The 22,090-nt window shown below is 43.3% G+C and carries 25 protein-coding genes, 1 tRNA gene and 1 pseudogene; 14 read left to right on the top strand and 13 right to left on the bottom strand.

The genetic code is table 11. From position 1 onward, the window contains the following. The 3 genes from A8O14_RS09380 to egtD are packed head-to-tail and all read left to right on the top strand — an operon-like array spanning position 1 to position 2,581. Positions 1–828, top strand: a complete 828-nt coding sequence (locus tag A8O14_RS09380) for a PhnE/PtxC family ABC transporter permease (protein WP_068949271.1) — start codon at positions 1–3, stop codon at positions 826–828. After that, entirely contained in the window at positions 825–1,619 is a 795-nt protein-coding gene (gene phnE / locus A8O14_RS09375; protein WP_068949270.1) for a phosphonate ABC transporter, permease protein PhnE, read from the top strand. The genes A8O14_RS09380 and phnE overlap by 4 nt, the downstream gene beginning before the upstream one ends. A gap of 29 nt (positions 1,620–1,648) precedes the next feature. Next, on the top strand, positions 1,649–2,581 hold the full coding sequence (gene egtD, locus A8O14_RS09370; RefSeq protein ID WP_228385065.1) for an L-histidine N(alpha)-methyltransferase: 933 nt from the start codon (positions 1,649–1,651) through the stop codon (positions 2,579–2,581). Positions 2,582–2,592: 11 nt separating this feature from the next. Here egtD and senB read toward each other — a convergent pair whose 3' ends face one another. Continuing rightward, a complete protein-coding gene (senB, locus tag A8O14_RS09365) occupies positions 2,593–3,549 on the bottom strand; it encodes a selenoneine biosynthesis selenosugar synthase SenB (RefSeq protein WP_161484831.1) in 957 nt (318 codons plus the stop codon). A 152-nt stretch (positions 3,550–3,701) separates the two neighbouring features. Here senB and A8O14_RS09360 point away from each other — a divergent pair, with 152 nt between their 5' ends. Continuing rightward, entirely contained in the window at positions 3,702–4,121 is a 420-nt protein-coding gene (locus A8O14_RS09360) for a CHRD domain-containing protein (RefSeq protein ID WP_068949268.1), read from the top strand. Between the two features lie 86 nt (positions 4,122–4,207). Here A8O14_RS09360 and A8O14_RS11650 read toward each other — a convergent pair. Both A8O14_RS11650 and A8O14_RS09345 read right to left on the bottom strand, forming a co-directional pair. Continuing rightward, positions 4,208–5,565, bottom strand: a pseudogene (locus A8O14_RS11650) (IS3 family transposase). A gap of 645 nt (positions 5,566–6,210) precedes the next feature. Further along, positions 6,211–6,675: an Hsp20 family protein gene (locus A8O14_RS09345; RefSeq protein WP_068949267.1), complete on the bottom strand. Its 465-nt coding sequence runs from the start codon at positions 6,673–6,675 to the stop codon at positions 6,211–6,213. 468 nt (positions 6,676–7,143) lie between these two features. Between A8O14_RS09345 and htpG the strand changes: the two genes are divergently transcribed. Further along, positions 7,144–9,045, top strand: coding sequence for a molecular chaperone HtpG (gene htpG, locus A8O14_RS09340; protein ID WP_068949266.1), 1,902 nt, complete (start codon positions 7,144–7,146; stop codon positions 9,043–9,045). 22 nt (positions 9,046–9,067) lie between these two features. Beyond that, positions 9,068–9,142, top strand: a tRNA-Gly gene (locus A8O14_RS09335). Between the two features lie 37 nt (positions 9,143–9,179). On the opposite strand, the gene A8O14_RS09330 is transcribed toward A8O14_RS09335, so the two are convergent. Both A8O14_RS09330 and A8O14_RS09325 read right to left on the bottom strand, forming a co-directional pair. Continuing rightward, entirely contained in the window at positions 9,180–10,034 is an 855-nt protein-coding gene (locus A8O14_RS09330) for a DUF6671 family protein (protein ID WP_068949265.1), read from the bottom strand. A 14-nt stretch (positions 10,035–10,048) separates the two neighbouring features. Further along, positions 10,049–10,678 (bottom strand): histidine phosphatase family protein, encoded by a 630-nt coding sequence (locus tag A8O14_RS09325; RefSeq protein ID WP_228385064.1) that lies wholly within the window; start codon positions 10,676–10,678, stop codon positions 10,049–10,051. Positions 10,679–10,779: 101 nt separating this feature from the next. Here A8O14_RS09325 and A8O14_RS09320 point away from each other — a divergent pair, with 101 nt between their 5' ends. Then, on the top strand, positions 10,780–11,313 hold the full coding sequence (locus A8O14_RS09320) for a superoxide dismutase family protein (RefSeq protein ID WP_068949264.1): 534 nt from the start codon (positions 10,780–10,782) through the stop codon (positions 11,311–11,313). A gap of 123 nt (positions 11,314–11,436) precedes the next feature. Here A8O14_RS09320 and A8O14_RS09315 read toward each other — a convergent pair whose 3' ends face one another. Genes A8O14_RS09315 through A8O14_RS09305 form a run of 3 tightly spaced genes read right to left on the bottom strand, consistent with a single transcriptional unit; the run spans position 11,437 to position 13,478 of the window. Further along, entirely contained in the window at positions 11,437–11,847 is a 411-nt protein-coding gene (locus tag A8O14_RS09315) for a dihydroneopterin aldolase (protein WP_228385063.1), read from the bottom strand. A 13-nt stretch (positions 11,848–11,860) separates the two neighbouring features. Then, positions 11,861–12,856 carry an NAD(P)/FAD-dependent oxidoreductase gene (locus tag A8O14_RS09310; RefSeq protein WP_068949796.1) on the bottom strand — a complete coding sequence of 332 codons (996 nt, stop codon included), beginning with the start codon at positions 12,854–12,856 and terminating at the stop codon, positions 11,861–11,863. Then, positions 12,792–13,478: an alpha-ketoglutarate-dependent dioxygenase AlkB family protein gene (locus tag A8O14_RS09305; RefSeq protein ID WP_082913161.1), complete on the bottom strand. Its 687-nt coding sequence runs from the start codon at positions 13,476–13,478 to the stop codon at positions 12,792–12,794. Before A8O14_RS09305 ends, A8O14_RS09310 begins: the two co-directional genes overlap by 65 nt. Positions 13,479–13,558: 80 nt before the next feature. Between A8O14_RS09305 and A8O14_RS09300 the strand changes: the two genes are divergently transcribed. Both A8O14_RS09300 and A8O14_RS11880 read left to right on the top strand, forming a co-directional pair. After that, positions 13,559–13,957: an MAPEG family protein gene (locus tag A8O14_RS09300; RefSeq protein WP_068949263.1), complete on the top strand. Its 399-nt coding sequence runs from the start codon at positions 13,559–13,561 to the stop codon at positions 13,955–13,957. A 1-nt stretch (position 13,958) separates the two neighbouring features. Continuing rightward, a complete protein-coding gene (locus A8O14_RS11880) occupies positions 13,959–14,135 on the top strand; it encodes a hypothetical protein (RefSeq protein ID WP_191904661.1) in 177 nt (58 codons plus the stop codon). Positions 14,136–14,163: 28 nt separating this feature from the next. On the opposite strand, the gene A8O14_RS09295 is transcribed toward A8O14_RS11880, so the two are convergent. From A8O14_RS09295 to A8O14_RS09285, 3 genes are read right to left on the bottom strand one after another with little or no spacing between them, the layout of a single operon-like run. Continuing rightward, complete coding sequence (locus A8O14_RS09295) at positions 14,164–14,547, bottom strand: DUF4149 domain-containing protein (RefSeq protein WP_071608680.1); 384 nt, start codon at positions 14,545–14,547, stop codon at positions 14,164–14,166. 17 nt (positions 14,548–14,564) lie between these two features. Beyond that, positions 14,565–15,425, bottom strand: a complete 861-nt coding sequence (locus A8O14_RS09290; RefSeq protein ID WP_068949262.1) for an oxygenase MpaB family protein — start codon at positions 15,423–15,425, stop codon at positions 14,565–14,567. Positions 15,426–15,429: 4 nt separating this feature from the next. Beyond that, on the bottom strand, positions 15,430–16,074 hold the full coding sequence (locus A8O14_RS09285; RefSeq protein ID WP_068949261.1) for an LON peptidase substrate-binding domain-containing protein: 645 nt from the start codon (positions 16,072–16,074) through the stop codon (positions 15,430–15,432). Positions 16,075–16,203: 129 nt separating this feature from the next. On the opposite strand from A8O14_RS09285, the gene A8O14_RS11795 reads away from it, so the two are divergent. Further along, positions 16,204–16,353, top strand: coding sequence for a hypothetical protein (locus A8O14_RS11795; protein ID WP_161484830.1), 150 nt, complete (start codon positions 16,204–16,206; stop codon positions 16,351–16,353). A gap of 26 nt (positions 16,354–16,379) precedes the next feature. Next, on the top strand, positions 16,380–16,814 hold the full coding sequence (locus tag A8O14_RS09280) for a DUF2244 domain-containing protein (RefSeq protein ID WP_068949260.1): 435 nt from the start codon (positions 16,380–16,382) through the stop codon (positions 16,812–16,814). Here A8O14_RS09280 and A8O14_RS09275 read toward each other — a convergent pair. Further along, complete coding sequence (locus A8O14_RS09275; protein ID WP_068949259.1) at positions 16,806–17,351, bottom strand: DUF4149 domain-containing protein; 546 nt, start codon at positions 17,349–17,351, stop codon at positions 16,806–16,808. The genes A8O14_RS09280 and A8O14_RS09275 overlap by 9 nt on opposite strands. A 35-nt stretch (positions 17,352–17,386) precedes the next feature. Between A8O14_RS09275 and A8O14_RS09270 the strand changes: the two genes are divergently transcribed. From A8O14_RS09270 to A8O14_RS09260, 3 genes are read left to right on the top strand one after another with little or no spacing between them, the layout of a single operon-like run. Further along, on the top strand, positions 17,387–17,974 hold the full coding sequence (locus A8O14_RS09270) for an RrF2 family transcriptional regulator (protein WP_068949258.1): 588 nt from the start codon (positions 17,387–17,389) through the stop codon (positions 17,972–17,974). Between the two features lie 19 nt (positions 17,975–17,993). Next, a complete protein-coding gene (locus A8O14_RS09265) occupies positions 17,994–19,394 on the top strand; it encodes a 3'-5' exonuclease family protein (RefSeq protein ID WP_068949257.1) in 1,401 nt (466 codons plus the stop codon). A gap of 33 nt (positions 19,395–19,427) precedes the next feature. Continuing rightward, positions 19,428–20,696 (top strand): DASH family cryptochrome, encoded by a 1,269-nt coding sequence (locus tag A8O14_RS09260; protein WP_068949256.1) that lies wholly within the window; start codon positions 19,428–19,430, stop codon positions 20,694–20,696. A gap of 118 nt (positions 20,697–20,814) precedes the next feature. On the opposite strand, the gene A8O14_RS09255 is transcribed toward A8O14_RS09260, so the two are convergent. Next, positions 20,815–21,765, bottom strand: coding sequence for an alpha/beta fold hydrolase (locus tag A8O14_RS09255; protein ID WP_068949255.1), 951 nt, complete (start codon positions 21,763–21,765; stop codon positions 20,815–20,817). Positions 21,766–22,090 lie beyond the last annotated feature (325 nt).

Here is a 22,090-nt window from a genome sequence, read left to right as displayed (position 1 = left end):
ATGAAAAGAGCGGTCTATCTTAGAGATCCAGATGCGCTCAGGCGTTTTGTGGTGACGTGTATTGCGTTAGCGATCTTATGGCCAATGATGCAATTGGCACAATTTGATGTATTTAAATTATTTGAAGTTAGCAATCTTAAAGTTTTTGCTAACTTCTTAATTCAGTTTTTTCCGCCTAATCTGCAACTATCATTTTTAGCTTTGGTATTCAAGGCTACTTTAGAAACTTTAGCCATGGCAACAGCAGGTATTGCCTTGGCAATGCTGATGGCAATTCCACTGGGCCTCATCATCACCTATAGCCTATCGATTTCGCGTATTGGTCCTGCCTCAGGTCATCGCGTCGCAAAACTTGGTAGATATCTTGCCCGAATGCTGATATTACTGCTCAGGGGTATTCCAGAAATTGTATGGGCCTTGCTTTTGGTGAGAGTATTTGGTTTAGGCCCAATCGCGGGGGTGCTAGCAATCGCTATTACCTATGGTGGCATGCTCGCAAAAGTGTATTCCGAAATCCTGGAAACTGAAAACACGCTACCTGCTAAAGCGCTACTGATGTTAGGTAGTGGCCGTATCAATGCATTTTTATATGGGTTATTGCCAAGCGCCTCACGAGAACTGGCTTCTTACACCATATATCGCTGGGAATGTGCAGTTAGAGCCTCGGTGGTCATGGGTTTTGTGGGCGCTGGTGGCTTAGGGCAGCTTATGGACCAGTCAATGAAGATGCTTAATGGTGGTGAGGTATCTACCATCCTAATCATGTTTTTATTGCTTGTTTTACTCGCAGACTACATCAGCCTCATCATTCGTCGGCAGCTCGCATGAACCACTATCCTGCTCGCAAATTTTGTCTTAAGTGCCTCATTACGCTTTTACTGGTTGCGATATTCATTGTGATGAGCTTTGCCTATCTTTCATTGAATCCTCTGGCTTTGTTTACTCAGCAAGCTATGAGCGACATTGCCATTTATACAGCACGCTTTTTTCCACCAGATCTCTCGCCATCTTTTTTACAGAAGGTGTGGAGTGGTGTATTGCAGGCCCTGGCCATTTCTGCCATGGCCACCTTATTGTCGGCAATTGCGAGTCTTTTTCTGGCGCTACCAGCAGCTGGACAGTTTGGTCGTAGCGCAAAAGTGGCGACCCGTTTTTTCTTAAATTTTCTGCGCTCGGTGCCAGAGCTTGTTTGGGCGGTATTAATGGTGTTAGCAGTAGGTTTGGGCCCATTTGCTGGAACCTTAGCGCTCGCCTTGCACACCACGGGAGTGCTAGGGCGTTTATTTGGCGAGACCCTGGAAAATCACTCTCCTAACGCGACACAAGCACTGAGGTTAGCTGGGGCAAGTAATACTCAAGCATTTATTTATGGGGCCTTGCCGGGGATCTATTCTCAACTTCTCTCTTATAGTCTTTATCGTTGGGAAATGAATATACGTATGGCCACGATATTAGGATTTGTCGGCGCAGGGGGTCTTGGACAAATTTTGTACTATGAGCTCTCTTTATTGCATGAGCAGCAAGCCTCAACGGTGATCATGGCGATGCTTATCCTAGTTGTAGCTGTAGACATGATTAGCAACAAACTCCGTAGAGTGCAAATGCACAGTCTTGGCTAAACTAGGTCGTATTAAAAAGGAATATTGAAGTGAGTCAAGAGCATATGCCAAATCAAAAGTTAGTTGATGAAATTATTGCTGGTCTTTCACAGGAGCAGCCATCTATATCTCCAAAGTTTTTCTATGATGAAATTGGATCTCACTTATTTGAGGCAATTACTTTTTTGGAAGAGTATTACCCAACTCGAACTGAAAAACAAATCATGATGCAAAACGGCGAAGCGATTGCTTTGGCGATTGGAAAGTGCGATGTTTTATTGGACTTAGGGGCTGGTAACTGCGAAAAAGGTAGTGCATTGTTTGACACCCTATTACCCAAAGAGTATCGCGCTCTAGATATCTCAAAAGAATTTTTAGAGCAAGCAATCTCAGGCTTACAAAAAGAATTCCCACAAATTCAGATGCAGGCACAAACCTGTGATTTACAGGAAGAAATGGCATTTCCTGATCTAGTGGGCCGAAAGAAAACCTTTTTTTATCCAGGCTCTTCCATCGGAAATTTTGACCCAGAGGCTGCTCTAGGGCTATTCAAAAATATTGTGAAAGTTTGCCAAGGTGATGGGGGTTTATTGATCGGAGTTGATCTGGTTAAGGATCACGCAGTTCTATCTCGAGCTTATAACGATGCCCTTGGAATTACTGCAGCTTTTAATAAAAACATCCTTTTGCACCTAAATCGTCTGGCTAAAACGGACTTTAATTTGGCGCATTGGGAGCACTATGCAATTTTTAATGAGCAACTTGCTCGAATTGAAATGCATCTTCGATCTTCTCGGAGTCAAGTAGTTTCGTTCCCTGGAGGTAAAAGGCGTTTTGATAGCGGTGCGCTTATTCATACTGAAAATAGCTATAAGTACACGCAAGAAAAATTTGAATCTCTTTTAATGAGCGGCGGTTTTAAAGCCGTACACTCCTGGACTGATCCAAATTGCTACTTTTTAGTAGTTTATGCGACAGCATAGGGTCTGATTGGTTATTTAATCAGGCTTTTAATGAGCTTTTGAATAGATTTTTGTTCTAATTCTGGTTTGGTGATCTTCTGTCGTAAAGCAATCGCCCTACACAATTTTTGATAAAAGACTGGATTGGCTTCAGCCTTGTTTAGTAGTTTGCTTAAGGCAACTTTATCCCCTGCTGGATAGTAAGCGGGGTAGGTATCCCCTAGTAAGCCGCGATTGCCTGGAATGTCTGATGCAATTACGGGGATGCCAATTGCGATGGCTTCGGACACCACATGTGCGCCACCTTCCATAATGCTGGAGATGATCATCACGTGTGAGCGAGAGAGCCACTGTAGCGTTTTAGAGTGACTCAGTTGGTCCAACCATCGATAACGCATAACATTTTTTTCAATCGAGATTGCTTGTTTTTTAAACTCTGGACTCATTGCCTTACCGAGTTGCACTAGCTGGACCTTGCTGTTTGATGGCAATAAAGGCAGGCATTGCGCTGCACAAAAGGGATCTTTTTCAGACCGCAGATGGCCAATGATGCTGGCTAAAAAATGACGTTTCGGCGGAGATTTTTTAGTAATGCCTTTTACTGACTGGTAAATCACTTGGATTTTATGGTGAAATTTCTTAGGTAAGGATTGAATAGCATCTGGTTGAAGAACCACAATCGCATCGGCCATCTCCATTGATTTGATAACCTTGGTTGAATTTTTTAGATCTCTATAGATATCGGTTCCGGTCATTATTAAAACGACTGGATGATTAGGGTAGGCTTTTTTAAACCCTTGAATAGAGTCATGACTTCGTAGCCCATGGAGCGCAATCAGAACGTCACATGGTTTTTTAGACCATTTCTCAGTGACAATACTTTGGTAATTTAAATGTGACAAAAATCGATGCCATCGTAAGGCGGTAATACGGTTTCCATGAAGAGTACCAGGAGGTGCAGGGGTTACGATTTCAATACGCAATTTCAAATTAATATTTCCCAGTTAGCTCAGATTAAAGTTTTGTGCTCCACAAGATTCTAGGGTAGAAAGGAAAGATATGTTCAAGGCCCTTTAATTGTCATGTTTTACGCTTGTGTATGTGATAGTCTGAGGTTTCGCTAACCCGATTGGAGATATAGATGAAGATTAATCATGTTTTTGCTAAAGCTGCTTTGGTATTAGGTGTTGGGATTGCCTCATTTGGTGTATCAGCACAGTCCATGAAAGTAACCCTATCCGGGTCTCAAGAGGTTCCTCCAGTCATGACTTCTGCATCTGGAGTAGGTTCAATTATGGTTGCTCCAGATGGCTCCGTATCCGGAACTATCACTACTATGGGTATGGAGGGGACTATGGCGCATATTCATGAAGCGCCAATGGGTCAAAATGGACCCGTAATCGTGCCATTTACCAAGACTGCGGATAATGTTTGGTCAGCACCTGCTGGTGCTAAATTAACCGAGGCTCAGATCCAAAGCCTAAAGAGCGGCAATCTCTATCTCAATGTTCATAGCGCTACAAATAAACCTGGTGAAATCAGGGCTCAGCTTAAGCCCTAAGGATGGAAATACTTCCTCTGCTTCATGTCACTAAGGATTACCAAAACCACCTTCGTGAACTGACCCCCAAAAGTTGGACAGTTTAGTTAGGTTACCAGAAGGGATTGAGTTCGGTATTGCACCGGACTTAATCCCTTTAGTTTTTGTTTGATTCGATCATGGTTGTAGTAGTGGATATATTCATGTAGCCCCTGCTTAAATGATTCGATCGTCTCAAACTTCTCTTGGTAGAAGAACTCGCTTTTCATGATCCCAAACCAGTTTTCCATGACGGCATTATCTAAGCAATTGCCTTTTCTGGACATGCTTTGGGTAAGGCCTTGTTCTTTTAAAGCCTCCTGATAAAACCCCATCTGATATTGCCAGCCCTGGTCTGAGTGCAGCATGGGTTTATCTTTTGGTTTTAGTTGCTTAAAAGCCTGTTGGAGCATTTGCATCACCATGCTGATCTGAGGACGATCTGTGATCGTATAAGAGATGATCTCTTGGTTATACAGATCTAAGATTGGTGAGAGGTAGACCTTCTCACCCTTTATATTGAACTCCGTGACATCAGTTACCCACTTCTGATTAGGCCTACTTGCTCCAAAGTTACGCTCTAGTAAATTGGGGGCCACCTTACCAAGGGCTCCCTTGTAAGACTGATAGCGTTTAGGTCTGACAGTCGACTTGATCCCCAGCTGAGCCATCAGTTTTTGTACGGTCTTGTGATTGAGGTAGCAGCTCTGGGAGCTAAGCGCTGTCTGCACCCGGCGATAGCCATAGCGACCTTTATGGGCATGGAAGATGGTCTTGATCTGCATCTTGGTGTCGAGATAAGGATCTGGTTTAAAGCTGGCATTAACCCAGTAGTATTACACACTCCTAGGTATTCCAACTACTGTCAAGATCACTTGTAGTGGATAACTCCGCCTTAACTCAGCAATCACTTGGACTTGTTCTTGCTTGCCAAGTGCTTTTGCTGGGCTAAGGCCTCTAACTTTTTTAGATAAGCGTTCTCCACTTCTAAATACTGCGCTTTGCGCAGTAACTCGTCATGTGTCAGCTCAGAAGATGGCCTAGCTAGTAGCGCTGCAATCTCACTTTGTTTTGGCATGGGCGGTCGTCCCTTGGGTTTGGATTGCAAGGCTGCAATACCACCTTCATTGTAGAGTTTTTGCCACATCCAAACCGTGCTTGGAGAAGGGATATTGAAGTGGGCAGCTGCGTAATGAAGGGAGACTTGGTACAAGTCGATGTATTGCAGGACTTGCATTTTGAACGACGCAGTATGGCGCACAGGCTTTGGGTTAAGCCCAGCAATGCCATGGAGCCGATGGGCTAAAATCCAATTACGGACCTGAGCATGACTAATCTTAAATAGATGGGCAACCCGCTTGAGGCCACCAGACTTTAAAAACTCCTTAACTACCTTTAGTTTGAACTGCTTACTGTATTTGCTCATAAAACAAAACCCCCTTGGTTGGACTTGATGTCCAACTTTTGGGGGTCAGTTCATTCGGGTGGTTTTTTTGAGCGTTACTTTAAGTAACGCTTATTCCTTTAAAAAGTCTTTTGGAGCAACGAAGTGCTAAACGGTTGCTCCAAAAATCCTGTGGTTTTCGAAAATAAAAGAGCGAGAGACCAATTTCTTTAAACCCCTGAATTTGCTTGCACATTTACTTACACACCGACACTGTCCACCCGCAGACCCCTGTTTATATGGGTCTGCCTTGGGCTTCTGCTCTCATAATCCTTTGGTCCCAGGTTCAAGTCCTGGTGGGCCCACCAGCAATATCAACGACTTAGGGAGAGATTCTTAAGTCGTTTTTCTATTTTGGCCGCCTAACTTTTCTTTAACACCTCAAAATACTCCAAAGATTTCACCTCTGGTAACTGCTTTAATGCCCACCCCATTTCATTTGTGAGAGGGTGGGAGCTATCCCAATGGATTATGAGGAATCCTATTAGCAAGGCAAACAAGGTGAGACTTATAAGATGGATTTTATTATTTCCCATTTTTAATGATTCCGTGATTAGCGCGTATCCATATCATGGTAAATATTAAGAAGTAAGCTGGCTAAGATGGCTCTGAGCCAGCTCATTTTAATTAAGCCGCTTCTCTGACTTCCTCAATCACCAGCTTAGAGTTGCCACCAATCAGAATCTTACGTGGCAATTTTTCCTCGGGAATCACATTCTCTAGCTTGATGATCAGTAAGCCATTCTCGACATCGGCTGAACGCACAATCACGGTTTCGGCTAGGGTAAAGTCGTGGCTAAAGTCACGGTTAGCAATGCCTTTATGGAGGTATTCGCCAGTCTGCTCGGCCTTAACCTTACCTACAACGGTTAGCTTGTTACCTTCAGCCGTGATATCAATCTCATCATTTTTGAAGCCTGCCACTGCGATTTCAATAGCGTAGTCGCGTTCATTCTTTTTGATGATGTTGTATGGGGGATAGCTTTGAGCTTTACTGAGGCTATCCCCCGAGCTCATTGCTTCCATCGCATCGATGAGGCGATCAAAACCTACGGAACTTAGTAATACATTTTTACCAAATGGATAAGACATCGTTTTCTCCTTAAATTTAAGCAAGTTCACAATTTCCTAGACCCCGAAGGCATCTAGTTAGAGACTATTTAAGGGTGGAATTTTTCAATTTCAAGGGCCCTGAATTTCAATTTTTTAGCCTATATGTATAGGCAAAAGGACAAAATATCCCATTGAGATTGGGAGGTATTGCCCTTTGTCGCTTGCAGGTAATTTGATAGCTAATTGATTTCATGGAGAAAGCAACATGCCCGAAACTAACCATTTAGAGCTCCAGGAAAATAACCGGGAGCCCATTACTAGACCCAAGCTCAAGCGCTTGATTTTGGAATACCTTCAAAAAAGGAGTCGCAAGGAAATTCTTCGGGAAGAGCCTTGCGGTGAGGTGCGTGGGTCGGTGGAGTAGCACCCACTGGCCGTTCCAGGTCTTGAAATGCTAAAAACTATCCCCAAGTAATGGGGAATCAATCTTTTCTATGGGAAATTGAAATGACTGTTGCTACTAAAGAAACACTTGGATTTCAGGCAGAAGTAAAGCAACTTTTGCAGTTGATGATTCACTCTTTGTATTCTAATAAGGAAATTTTCCTGCGTGAGCTTATATCGAATGCTTCGGATGCTGCAGATAAATTGCGTTTTGAGGGCATTGCTCACCCTGATTGGTATGGTGATGACCCTGATCTTAAAATCAAAGTGGAATTTGATAGAGCCGCTAGAACGGTGACCATTTCAGATAATGGAATTGGTATGAGTCGGGAAGAGGTGATCAATAACCTGGGCACTATTGCTCGCTCTGGGACTAAAGAGTTCTTTGCAAAACTCTCCGGTGATCAGCAAAAAGATGCCGCTTTAATTGGTCAGTTTGGCGTAGGATTTTATTCTGGCTTTATTGTTGCCGACCGCATCACCGTAGAAACTCGTCGCGCAGGATTGTCTGTTTCAGATGGAGTTCGTTGGGAATCGGATGGTTCAGGCGAATTTACGATTGAACAAATTAATCGCCCTCAACGTGGTACCTCCATTACATTACATTTGCGAGAAGGGGAGGATGATTTCCTCAATAGCCATCAGCTCAAATCCATCATTCGGAAGTACTCTGACCATATTTCATTGCCGATCCAGATGCGCAAGGAGGAGTGGGATGCGGATAAAAAAGAGAAGGTGGTTAAGGATGGGCTAGAAAGTATTAATCAGTCTTCTGCTCTATGGGTTCGCAATAAGTCAGATATCACTGAAGAGCAGTACAACGAGTTTTATAAGCACCTTTCGCATGATTATGAAAATCCCTTGTGTTATTCATTAAATCGCGTAGAAGGTAGGAGTGAATTTACTCAGCTACTCTTTGTGCCTAGCAGGGCGCCATTTGATTTATGGGATCGCAATAAACGTGGTGGCATTAAGCTGTATGTAAAACGTATCTTTATTATGGATGATGCTGAAAAGCTCATGCCAATGTACTTGCGCTTTGTCACTGGCGTAATTGATTCAGTCGATTTGCCCCTAAACGTCTCCCGTGAAATCTTGCAAGAGTCGCGTGATATTAAAGTCATTCGCGAAAGTTCTACCAAGCGAGTGCTGAGCATGCTTGAAGAGCTTGCCAATAATGAAGATGAGGCTAAGAAAGAGAAATATCGCACCTTCTGGACGCAATTTGGTCAAGTCCTCAAAGAAGGTGTTGGAGAAGATCATGCTAATCAAGAGCGGATTCTCAAGCTTCTTCGTTTTGCTAGCACCCATACCGATTCTGCTGAGCAGACAGTATCTTTGGCTGAGTATGTCTCGCGTATGAAAGAAGGCCAAGACAAGATTTACTACGTTACTGGAGAATCTTTTAATGCGGTCAAAAATAGTCCGCATTTAGAGATCTTCCGCAAGAAAGGCGTCGAAGTGCTCTTGCTATCTGACCGTGTTGATGAGTGGATGCTTTCATTTGTCACTGAGTTTGACGGCAAGCAATTGGCATCAGTTGCTAAGGGTGGCCTAGATTTAGGAAGTCTAAGTGATGAAAAAGAAAAGAAAGAGCATCAAGAGACTGAGAAGCAGTTCAAGGACTTGGTCGAGCGAATGAAAAAGGTGTTGGAGGATAAGGCTAAGGATGTTCGGGTGACATTCCGCCTAACTGATTCCCCAGCCTGTTTGATTGCTGATGAGAATGAGCTGTCTGGCAACCTGCTACGCATGCTCAAAGCCGCTGGTCAAAATGCACCTGATATGAAGCCAATATTAGAGATTAATCCAGAGCATCCTTTGCTATCCAGACTCAAAAGTAACGATCAACATTTTGATGATTGGGCTAATCTCTTGTTTGATCAGGCGCTTTTGGCGGAGGGTGGTCAATTAAATGATCCGGCAAGTTTTGTAAAGCGGTTGAATCAGCTGCTGCTGAAATAGTTTCATGTAGATTGCCTCTATTGCGGGTGTCGTATAACGGCTATTACCCTAGCTTCCCAAGCTAGAGACGAGGGTTCGACTCCCTTCACCCGCTCCAGAGTGTTAATAAGCGTTACTTCCAGCAAAACATATTTCTAAGGATTGCAGTAATTACACCTTGATGGGTCGGCGCCGTCCTGGTTGGTAATCGCCACCCCTTCTTTGTGTCCACACTTTACGCATGACCACATATTAGCAATTGGTAAATTTGTTGGTGCTCCACAGTGACGGCAGGGTAAGCCTTTTTTAGTTTCAGTAATTGAGAACCCAGGAGATTTGCACTCTGGACAAAGGCAGGCCATTTTCTTGGCTAAATCTTGTGTTGCTTTTAGGATGTTTGCCATGCGGGTTGGGTTAGTGTGAGCCCGTAGATCATTCTCTACAAAGACATTGCCGCTCTTGGAAAGCTTCGCAGCCCAGTCGTATGCTTCTTTTAGCGACTCAATTGTGTTGATGGCTTTACGGCATTCAAGTTGGTATTCATCATCAGGCCTAATTACCAATTGATGACTTGGAAATTGGGCCTCAGACAAGAAGACTGTCAACTCATCCCAACTCGACGCCAGCTTGCTCGCACTTTGTGCCTCCCCTCCAAAAAACCCAACAATTTCTATATTGCGGGTGTCATCAACCATTAGAACTAATTCATAATTCCAAGGAATTAGTCCGGTGTATGGATCATTCGCAAATGCTCCCTCACTAGCAATACCTATTTGAGTTCCTGAGAGCTCCATGCCAACCCTTGCTTTTTTTCTGGCAGCTTCTAGTTGCGATCCATACCGCGGAATATCACGAGTAAACGTTCCAAGTTTATCTGTGTCATATCCCGTTACATGAATTACTTCAAGACCATTGGTGTTAAGCATTTCAGGGCAAATTACAGACTCTTTACCATGTTGAGTTAGTAGACTTGCTTTCAATCCATCATAAGGCTTGAGATGATTTGACATAAGAGCGCAAATTTTTAATAGCTTGGACTTGGGTAGATTTGATGAGAAAGGTATTTGCCTTTCTTGTCGGTCTTGACTAGGACCATGTCACCAACATTCACCACCTTACCTGTATAAGCTTGTATGTTGACATGGTGTGTCACTAGAATGAGTGGCGCTTTAGGATTTTCTTTAAGTTGAGTTTGAATCAACTTTTCTAAATCTTGGGTTTGTTGTTTTTCGAGGCTCATATCGTCAAAAAAAGAGCCAAGTACCGGTGTAATTGTGACGGGTCCTTTGTTCAATGGCCTTGCTGTATCGAGGCAGCGACACCAGGGACTGCTAAATACTTTTGCAGAGCTAATTCCTTGGCTGCTTAACCATTGACCTATGGCTATTGCCTGTTTTTTACCTTTCTCCCCTAGATTTCTCTGGGTCGCGCATTTATCCAATTGATAGCCCGGGGGATCTCCGTAACCTGGTGCGTCGGCATGCCGCATCAGCAGGACATGCTGCCCATCATTCAATTCATTTGCAAGGTTCGCCCTTGCCGATAAGGTGCAAAAGGCAAGTAAAGGGCCTACCAACAAAAGGGTGATTAATTTTTTCAATTTCATAGTTTCGAGCGCTTTGATGCCCCAGTTTAGTAAAAGTTGTGAATTCATGCATGGCTCGTAATCTTGGATATCGGGAGCCTGCGAGTTCAATTTATTTGTGTGAAACTGATCGGGTAATTTCAATTGTTATAAAAATAACGGAGTCAAAAATGAAGCTAATTCAAAAACAGATGCTCCTTGCAGCCTCGACCGCGGGATTGCTGTCCTTGGTTGCCTGTCAATCTATGGAGCAGGGTGCTGGGCAGAAGGCAAGTGCTAGCTTGGATTCTAGGTCGGGGTCCCAGGCTAAAGGCGAAGTTACCTTTGTTTGGCAAGGTCATGACGTATTAATCAATGGCAAATTTTCTGGCTTAAAGCCTAATTCTGAGCAAGGTTTTCATGTTCATGAAAAGGGAGACTGCTCTGCGCCTGATGCAACGAGTGCAGGCGGACACTTTAATCCTGAAACTAAGATGCATGGAATGCCTGATAGTGGCATGAATCATGCAGGCGATTTACCGAATATCAAATCTGATGCTAGTGGTAACGCAATCTATACGGCAAAATTGCACGGCTTTTCTGTTAATACTGGGCCAACAGGAATTGTGGGTCGATCGGTAGTGGTTCACAGAGATCCGGATGACTATAAGAGTCAGCCTGCTGGTAACTCTGGCCCTCGTATTGCCTGCGGCTTGATTAAGTAAGCAGAGATCACAAGGAATGCCGGCCTTCGGGCTGGCATGACACATTTTCATCGTCCGCGATATGAGGCTCGTAAAAAACTTCGATACTTTTATGATGAGTTTTTAAGCCTCATTAGGGCTTATTTACGCTGAGAGTTTTGAAGTTCTTAGTCTCTGCATAGTCTTTTCGTCTACCATGAGACGCACACCAAGTGAACCAGAGCCTGCGCTGACCGGCAATTTCCTCAGGCCAATTTCAAGAGAAATGATTTCGGAATATTTTGCGCAAGCTTGAACTATACGAGTCATCAATCTTTCTTGGGTCTCATAATGACCATCGCCCGCAAGCCTATTAATTTCAGTAACTAATGGGTCATAGTCAAATACATTCTTCATGACATCTTCTGAGATCAAGACTAATTTTGAGTCAATCCATAGAGTCAAATCTAAAAGATGCTGCTTGGGAATAATGGCTCCTGGTCCATAAGTTCCTATTTGCGTCTGGAGCTTGAGATCTTTTAATTCAATACGTGCATTTGTGTTCATCATATTCATATAGATTTTACCTTTAACTATTTGCAATCTGCGATGCTAACTTGTGACCGCTGAGCCAAGCGCCTTCAACTCTACCGCCATGAAGCCAATCGCCACAAAACCCTATCTTTAAATCCTCTCGAAATCTAAAGCCTGGAATGCAATTAATATGCCCGCTTGCATAACGCCAGCGATGAATCGTAATGATGGCTTGATCACAATCGAGACCAAGCGTCTTTGCACAATTGAGGATACGCTTGGCTGCCTCATCTTTTTCTAGCTCGATCCATTCTTGACTCCATTGAGGATTAGCATGAATAGTCCAAGTCTCCATACCAGTTCGATTTGGCTTTGAATTGTTTCGAGAAATCCAGCTAATAATCTCATCGTTAATAAAAGCAGCGTCAAATGGAACATCCGATTTTTCTGCAAAGTTTGCTATAACAGTCCAACAGCCCAGCATATTGGCATCAGCGGCAATTTCTTCAATTGACTTGTCCGACGACTTAGCAAGAGCTTGGGCTTGAGGTGCAGGAAGTGCTATTACAAGCCAGTCAAATTGTTGTTCAATGTCGCCGGCTTCTAGACTGTGTAATAGCCACTTACTATTGTTATAAGCAATGCGATCAATGGTTTGATTAAATTCAATTGGCAAATTCCTGGCTAAATGTTTACCAACTGAATTCATGGCGGGAGTGCCGACATAACGATGTTCACTGGAGACGCTCTCTCGCCATTGTTTGGCTTCATACACTCTTAAGCGTGGATTCCAGATAGCAGCCGCATCGGTATCAACCCATTGATTGACCTCTTCAATAAATAAGGAGTCCCTAGCAGTGAAGTACTGGGCTCCGTGGTCAGCTGACCAATCATCCGCCTTACGAGTGCTCATGCGGCCACTGACACCGCGACTCTTTTCGTAGATCTGTACTGTAAATCCCAGTGCTTTAAGCCGAGTAGCACAGCTAAGTCCCGCTATGCCGGCACCAATGATCGCAACAGAGATTGTTTTTCGTTGATCCTGATTCATTGCTAACATTGATTTTTCTGAAGGTTAGGTTGATGCGAGGTGTATGTATAGTTTTTGTCTTCAGGAGCGTATGCTGCCAAAATTGCTGAGTGGGGGCGTACATAATGAGGGCGCTACCATTTTCCAGAAGCAGGGAAGTGGTTGATTTATCTTGCTTGTGCCTAAAAGCGAACTTACGCTTAGCCCCAAGGCTTAGTGAGGCAATAGGCGATTGGGTATCCAACTCATTTTCATTATCACTATGCCAGCCCATGCCATCTGCACCATCATGGTAAAGATTGAGTAGGCAAGAATTATATTTTGACTGGGTAAGCTCTTCGACTTGGCGTTTAATGCCTATTAATTCTGGGATCCAGGCTTGCGCTTGTTTTTTCACCCCAGAGTAGGTGTAAGAGCAATTGGGGTCTCCAACCCATGCTACTTTGCGACGAGTAGTGACCAGCCTGCCAAACATTATGAGCTGATCCGCACCCCATTGAAGCGAATGTTGTAACTGATTCATGAGCTGAGTGCTATCTGTCGCGTTTATAAACTCTGGATGGTAGAAGGCGGAGCCAACCTTAGGTAATAGATTTAACCCGTTATGGAATGAGTTGGCGGAAAATAAGGAGTCTTGATTCATTGGGAGAATTGAACGTAAGCGACAAATGAATAAAAACCCTAGAATATCCTTAATTCCTATTTCTTGATCGGCTCTTATTTATGAACCAGTATCTCTACACCTCTTTTATCACTCTACTGACCGTTCTGTTGATGTTTGGGCTCACTTTTAATGTAGGTAGGGCTAGAGGGAAATATCAAGTCAAAGCGCCAGCTATTTCTGGGCATGAGCTTTTTGAGCGTGCCTACCGAATCCAGCTCAATACGATTGAAAACGTCCTCATGTTTTTGCCTGCCTTATGGCTCTATGCTATTTTTATTGGAGATAAAGGGGCGGGGGATTCTGGTGTGATTTGGCTGATTGCCCGAATCTGGTACGCCATTGCTTATCAACTCAATCCAGCAAAACGTGGCTTAGGTTTTTTGATATCCATTCTAGTTGTGGCGGGCCTGTGGACAGGCGCAGCTTATGGAATCTTTCACCAGCTCATGAAGGCCTAATATGAAAGCTCCAGATAAGCGCTGCTGTGGATCCGGTGTTTGCATCATTAATGACGCAGGCGAGTGCTGGTGTGGGCAGGTTTGGGATGGTGAAAAAATGACAGCGCCCAGCTTAAAGCTACATACCGCTACCCAGGATAGTCAAGATCAAGCTCTCAACAAGCTTGAGCCTAAGTAATTGAGCAATAGCTTAGGGGCCTTACTCTTTATGATGCTTTGACTAGCAGATAGATAAAAGTAATTAATTGAAATAAATTAATGGCTACGCTGGCGCCATGAAGCCAATGAAATTGACGAGTGAAGCCGCTATCTTTAGCGCTATTAATTTTTCCAGTCAGATATAAGAGCGTAAAAGCAAAAAGTGCTGCACAGATTGCCAGTAATGCCTTGTTGGTTGTGTCAGACTCGGTAAAAACGCAGATTAGCGTTACTAAGCCAAGCGATGCGTAGTATTTGGGAAAAAAGTTCCTTACGTACTTGCTGGACCATTCAACTGGTAGAACCTTAAAAACACTCGGGGCTACTACAACGGTAAAAAAGAGCATGATGCCAACCATGCCAGATATTAAATAAGCCGTGATCGTGATCATGATTGTTTCCTAAAAAATTATCCGTAGACTCTTCGAAGGGAGTGGGCGGCGACCCCATCCTTAAGTGCCTCACGAACGAGAATTGCAATTAAATCAATACTCTTTTTAACTGCTAAGCGCTCTAAATAAGTTGGGGTAGCTTTCCCAATCAAGGGGTAGACCCAGCCTGGAAGATTGAGAAAGGCTGCGCGAGTAATCAGTTTAATAAATGGTTTAGCTGCTAGCTTGCTAGGAAAGCTCTCAAGTAAATCAACAATGCTCTTTGCACGCTCACCAAAATAGAGTTCTGGAATATAAGCTTTTATAGCGCTCTCGGTATCGGCATAAGTGCTAGGAAGATCGGTGGCACCCATTCTTTCACCCAAAGATTTCATTTCTAAAAAATATTGATCTTTTTCTTTTGGAGTAATTGTTTCTTTTCGGTAGACTTCATATGCATTCATAAAGCTGCGTGTTTCAGTAAGGTGTACCCAAGCGAGTAAATGGGGATCTGTTGCTGCATAGGGTTTGCCAAATTCATCTAAGCCGGTAATTTTGGTATGAATGTGATTGACCTTTGTAATCACATTATTTGCCATCTCAGTGGGACCATAGGTTGTTGCTGCTATAAAAAATGCCGTTCTACCAAGGCGGCCCTTGAGATCCTCCCTAAAAGTGGAGTGATCCCACACTCCAGCAAGAGCCTGAGGGTGAAGGGCCTGCAAGACCAACGAGCTAATACCACCAATCATCATGGAGATAAAGTCAGCATGAACCTTCCAGGCAATAGATTCTGGACCGAATAAACCTCGATCACCTTTTGGAACCAAAAACGCCACTGGTGGCCCGCTTCCGCCAACCATCTCTCGAATCGTTTTACGAATCAGCTCATCCAGCATAGCATTAATGCATCATGAGATTTCTTAAATCATCATCTTCAATAATTTTAGTGATGAGATCCAGCCTAATCCTGGGGTTGGTTTGGGCCAACAAATGATTCTTCTGGGCTAATGAGATGGGTAAAAGCTCGGCAAGGCGGTTAGAGACCCAACCACAATCATCTACCTTAAATGGTTTCTTAAAGGGAGCTTCCCCTAAAAGATCTTCGCTTTGAATGACTGAGATGATTTCATCTAGTAACTCAGCAACCTTTTGATGCTCTTGGGGAATTGGGATAAGGGGATCGTTCTCCAAAAGCTCAACTTCACCCATCCAAAGCCCATTAGTCTCTTGTGCGCTAGTGATTAACTTAAAGCGCTGCGTGCCAAATGACTTGGTCATATAAAGAGCGGGCTGAACTGGGTCAAAGTCCTCAATTTTGGCCAGAGTACCAATGTTTGAAAAGGATAGGGATATATCTTCTTCGCTGGCACTAGTGTTTTTGATAATGCTCACTACGCCAAACTCAGTCTTTTCTCGCAAACATTGCTTAATCATGTCAAGGTAGCGTGCCTCAAAAATCTTCAGGGCAATCACGCCATCTGGAAAAAGCACGGTGCCCAGTGGAAATAGGGGAATTTTGCGAGAGGAGGGGGTGGAATCAGTCATCCATTCAATGTAATGGATTTATCTCATCTTTGCTGAGGCTTAATTGGAGTTAAACGCCCCACTTTTTCTGATAGCCAGCACCAAACCTTATTTACGTTTACATTTAAAGCTCAATACTAGGAGATCAAAATGATTCAAAAGCTTCGCATTAAGCTAGCCCGCTTTATTTTGGGTAAGCATTGCCCTTGCTATCAAATGGGTTATCACAATATGGTCGATTTTCAGCAACGAAGCGCTGATCAGTTGGCTAAAGCTCAAGAGCGCAACAAGATTAAATAAAGCTTGGTTATTCTCTAGCCGTTGACATGAGTCCGAAACGTTGGCAAATGCGAAGAAACTGCGCGCTAACACCAAAGCAACTTCTCCAATTTTATGTTGTCTTGGTTTGTCTTTCGCTGATCGTCGCAACAGGCTTCTTTTTGGCAGGCGTATGGATGATTCCAATTTTTACAGCCTTGGAGTTAACGGCGGTAACGGTTGGTTTTTTAATCTACTGCAGACATGCTTTAGATTGTGAAACGATTGAAATTGATGGAAAACGTCTTTTAGTCAAAAAATTTATTGGTTACAGAGAAACCCTTTTTGAATTTAATACTCAGTGGGCAAAAATTGAGCCGCCGATTGAGGGCTCTAAAACATTTCATATCAGCCAATCTGCATTACGGATTGAGCTTGGCCAGTTTATAAGGCATGAGCAGCAGCTTGCCTTGATTGCACAAGTACGTGCTTACCTAGGTTGATTGATTATCACTAAGACTCCAGGCTATTAGGAGGCTTGAGAAAATCTGAACGCAAAGTAAGAAAAATGTGATCCCATTTAATATTGCAAAGTAGCTTGCAAAAGGCGAGAGCATTACTGGCATTCCATCCAAGAGTGCGGTCGCTCTTAAGTAGTCCATGCGTGGGATGAGCAAAAAGCTGGCAACGCTAACGGAAACGATCAATATCAAAGAAGGTAAGCGAATTACTTTCAGTTGAGATAAGCCTCTCTTAATCAAGATATTGGAGAGACTCAAGATGACAAATCCACACCCCAAAAAATAGTATGAGAGATGTTGTATAAGCAGATGCGCCATCATGCCCGCTGCCTGCGAGTCTTCCATTGCAAGGTATGTTGCGAGGCAGCCAAGAGCTTGAGCAATGATGGCGCCAGCCATCAGGCAAGCAAGAAAGCATAGCAGACGGCAGGAAAAGGTGTATTGACTTTCGGAGGCTTCAACCATGGGATAAAAAGGGTTAATTAGTGCGCTGCAGCACAAAGTTTGAATCAGTTTCATACTATTCTCAATCTCACTTTTATGTCAAAAACACCATGGAAGTTACTAAAGCAGTCAAAGTTGCTCTAAATACACTGGTGGATATTGCCAGTCACTCGACTAATGGCCAGCTAGTCTCTGTACCAGAGATAGCCCAAAGACTGCATATGTCGATTAGTCGCATTGAACTCTTGCTGCGACCTCTTCGAGAATCAGGGCTTGTCATCGGGATTAAAGGTCGAGCTGGTGGCTATCAGCTCTCAAAAGACCCACGCATTATTACGATCAAAGATATTGTTTTGGCGATGAATCGCATTAAAAAGAGAAAAGTAGAGGTATCTGATATAGCAAAAGATCTCTATCAGTCTCTAGAGGCTTATATGATGAATTGCATCTCTAATGTCACTTTATCTTCTGCTATCAAAGACTACATTCCGCGCTTTAGTGAAGTGCAAACCGCCCCCGAAAGAAAGCCTTATTTTCCTACGGAGGTGGAAGTGAAAGCTAAGCAAGAAAAAAGACCCAAGGGCGAGTTTCAAAAAGTAGTGAAGACTTCATTTAAAAAAGTTGAAGAAATTCCGCTGGGACCAAACTCGATTTTTAGTTTTGCCGACTATCTCAATAAAAACTCACCAGCAAACTAGAGCTGTAAAGTCATTAAACGTGGACATTGAAGAGGTCTTTTACCCTAATTTGGCTTTTGTAGATATTGAAACCACAGGGTCCCGTTTCGATTTGGACCGCATTACCGAGATTGGTATCAAAACCCTAACTGGTAATGAAATCCAGGTATGGGAGCGGTTAATTAACCCACAAACCTTTATTCCGCAAAATATTCAAAGACTGACTGGTATATCTCCTCAGATGGTTGAGAATCAGCCAAGCTTTGATGAGGTTGCGAACGAGTTAATGCAAGAGCTTGAAGGAAAGATATTCATTGCTCACAATGCCCGATTTGACTATGGATTCATCAAAGCTGCTTTCAAAAGAAGCGGCATAGACTTTAAGTCCAAAGTTCTATGTACAGTAAAGCTCTCCAGATTACTCTTTCCAGAGCAGCCTCGCCATAATCTAGATACCATTATTAATGCCCATGGTCTGCAAGTGAGCGTCCGTCATCGCGCTCTTGGTGATGCAGATTTGTTGCTGCAGTTTTGGCGAGTATGCGAATCCAGGTTCGGTAAAGAAAAACTCAATGAGGTAATCAATCAACTGGTAGGCAACCCTAGTCTGCCGCCAAATATAGATAAGGGCCTAATAGACTCTATTCCTGATGGACCTGGCTGCTATATCTTTTATGGGGAAAACAAGACTCCTCTATACATTGGTAAGAGCATCTCCTTACGCAGCAGAGTGATGGGGCACTTTCAAGGCGCATTAACGCAGCGCAAAGAAATGAAACTCTCTTTGCAAATCCGTGATATTGATTGGATTCAAACTGGTGGAGAGCTTGGCGCTCTGATCCTAGAATCTAGGTTAATTAAAGAGCGCATGCCAAGCATGAACATTAAGCTACGTAGATCGAAAGATCTTTGTGGATGGAGCTTGGTTGAGGATGATGCTGGAGTTCTTGTGCCTGTACTCGTTACCCATCATCAACTAGCTCCTGGTTTGCAAGATAATTTATATGGCTTGTTTTATAGCAAGCGAGAGGCGCACTCTTATTTGAAGGCGATTGCCAAAAAGTATCATCTTTGTGAGGCATTGCTTGGTCTAGAAAAGAGGGTTGAAGGTAAATCTTGCTTTGGGTATCAGGTAAAACAATGTAATGGCGCATGCCTGAATCTCACCCCAATTGCGCTGCATAACTTACAGCTAAAGACAGTATTGGAATTGTTTAAGGTGCAAGTATGGCCTTACTCTGGGCCTATCGCTATCAAAGAGGGCGGTGAGATGATCGTCATTGATAAATGGTGCTATCTCGGCACCGCCATTAATCAAGATGAGCTTTATGAGTTGGCGGATTCTGGCGAGGCTGAGTTTGATCTCGATATTTACAAGATAGTCAAAAAAGCCTTATCAGGCCCCTTTAAAGCACAAGTAATACCAATTAGTATCCGGTAGATCTTTAATAGATGTTCGATAATTCACACACAAATGACTACCGCAATCTATTGGTTTAGAAATGATCTTCGCTTGGAAGATAGCCCTGCATTGATGCTCGCGTGTCAGAACGCAGATTTTTTGTTGCCCATTTACGTGCATGAATCAACATTAGAGTTAGAGACTCCATGGGGATTTTCAAGGGTAGGCGAGCATCGCAAAGTCTTTTTACAGGAGTCTTTACAAAACTTAAAGGTAAAGCTCAGGCGGCTAGGGTCTGATTTATTTGAGCTATCGGGTAATTTCACAGAAGTATTTGCGGAGCTACGTATCCAGCTTGGCATCAGCCAGATTTATTGTGAGCAAATTGAAGCGCCTGAAGAATTAGAGCAAGTTAGAGCGCTAAGAGAGATCGGGTTTGAGCTTCACTGTGTATGGCAATCAAGTATGTTGGACCCCAAGTCTTTACCATTTGAGCTAGAGCAAATGCCCGATGTATTTACGCAATTTCGACAGCAGATTGAAAAGCAAAAACTGAGGTTTACGAATCCGATAGAAGTAATACCAGTGATTCCACCTTTACCAAGTGAAGGAAGGCCGCATAGTTCGCAAGCCAAAACAAATCCCTCGCCCAGAAAAAGCCTATTCTTCGGGGGAGGGGACCAGGCGCAAGCCCATATCAATCAATACTTTGCGCGCACTCTTGTAGATACGTATAAGCAAACTCGCAATCAACTCATCGGGATGGATTACTCAAGTAAATTTTCTCCATGGCTTGCGAATGGATCATGTTCCGTAAGGTCAATTGCCAAAAAATTAACAGATTATGAAATGAAGTCTGGTGCGAATGATGGCACGTATTGGCTTTGGTTTGAACTTCTTTGGCGAGACTATTTCCGCTTTTTACATTTTAAATATGGCAAAAGGCTGTATCAGTCAAAAGGCCTGAGCGATCAAAAAAGTAAGCAGTTTGATGATGTGAAATTTAATCAGTGGACCTCTGGAAATACCGGAGAGTCATTTATTGATGCTGGCATGCGTGAATTAAGGGCGACAGGATTTATTTCAAACCGCATGCGTCAAATTGTCGCTAGTTATTGGATTTACGACATGGAAGGTGACTGGCTAGCTGGTGCCGCATGGTTTGAATCTCAGCTCATTGACTATGATGTGTATAGCAATCAAGGAAATTGGTTGTATATAGCCGGCAAGGGAACTGATCCTAGGGGCGGAAGGCCCTTTAACATAGCCAAACAATCCAAAGAGCACGATCCTGATGGGACTTATCAGACAAAGTGGTTACATAGGGATTGCATTCTTTAAAGGCACTTTTAAGTTAAGAGACCCTCTTGGCCCCCATTCCGTAAAGTATATTGATAAAAAGATATGAAAAAAGCCACCCAATGAGTGGCTTTGGGGTGGGTAATGCAGGACTAGCTAGTTAGTCTTTTTGTAGGAATATATTCACAGTTTCAGAAAGCTTCTTATAACTTTGGAATAAGAATGCATGACCACCTTCATAAAAAGCCAACCAAGCAAAAGGAATTTGATCGGCAATAACAACCGAGTTTTTAGGATTGTCGATGATGTCTTCACGACCGTCTGCAACTAGCACTGGCACCTTAATGTTCTTTAAATCCTTGTAATTCTGATTATCGGCATTCCAAAGGGTTATTCGAGCACGAACTTGGCGCTCCTGGGTTTCTTTAGAGACGATGAAATCATCAGGGATGGCTCCTGCGGCTTTTGCCGCCATAAACCTTTCATATACAACCTTGGCAGCCGCTTTACCTTCTGGCGTAATTGGGAACAATAACTCGAAGTTCTCCATCGGGGATAGACTTGGATTATTTAGCTCCTCCCCAACCTTTTTAGAAATGGCAATCTGATATTTTCCGCCTGGATTTGGGGCGCATAGAATGGCTTTACTAACTAAATCTGGGTGTCTGATGACAAGCTGTTGTCCAATTCGTGCACCCATTGACCATGAGAATACGTTTACTTTTTTGAAGCCCAGTGCCTTTACTAAACCTGCGGCATCATCTGCCATCTGAGGAATAGTTGTATTGTTTTCTTTGGTATCAGTAGACAGTCCAGCGCCGCGATTATCAAAAATGATGAGTTGATTATTCTTTGCCAACTCCTCAAGAAGAGCGGGGTCCCAGGCGCTCATGGTGGCTGCATAACCCATAATTAGAATCATAGGATCGCCCTTACCTTTTAGGTAGTAGGCTAATTTCACATCACCAACCTGAGCATATTTAACTTCAGGCTTTTCTTGAGCTTGCGCTGTAATACATAAGCTCAGAGAAATGAAAAGGCTAGCAATCGTTAAATACATCCCACGTATCCAGGTTGCAGGTGAGCAGCGTAGGGAGTTATTAAAACGCATCATAAGGTCCTAGTTTGGAGTGATTTGCTTAAGGCTTCATATTAGCATTTAAATAAAAACTAAAAATGTCTGAGTTTTAAGCATTCGACAATGGTGGCTTTGAGTCGCGAGAAGTCATTCGTTAAAGCGTTACTTAAAGCAACGCTTGCTCTTCTTGACTCAAAACACACATGCTCGCATACCGGTATTTATCGCCCGCAGGCCCCATTTTTATAGGGCTTTACTCAGGACCTCTAGGCTCATTATCCTTTGGCCCTGGGCTTTAATCCCAATGGGCTTAACGAAAAAGAAAATTCTCATCAGAAATGGTGGGGGTTTTGTCTTT

Origin of the sequence: Polynucleobacter wuianus, from assembly GCF_001659725.1 — a bacterium.
GTDB classification, from domain to species: domain Bacteria; phylum Pseudomonadota; class Gammaproteobacteria; order Burkholderiales; family Burkholderiaceae; genus Polynucleobacter; species Polynucleobacter wuianus.
This window is presented reverse-complemented; position numbering and strand designations above follow the sequence as displayed.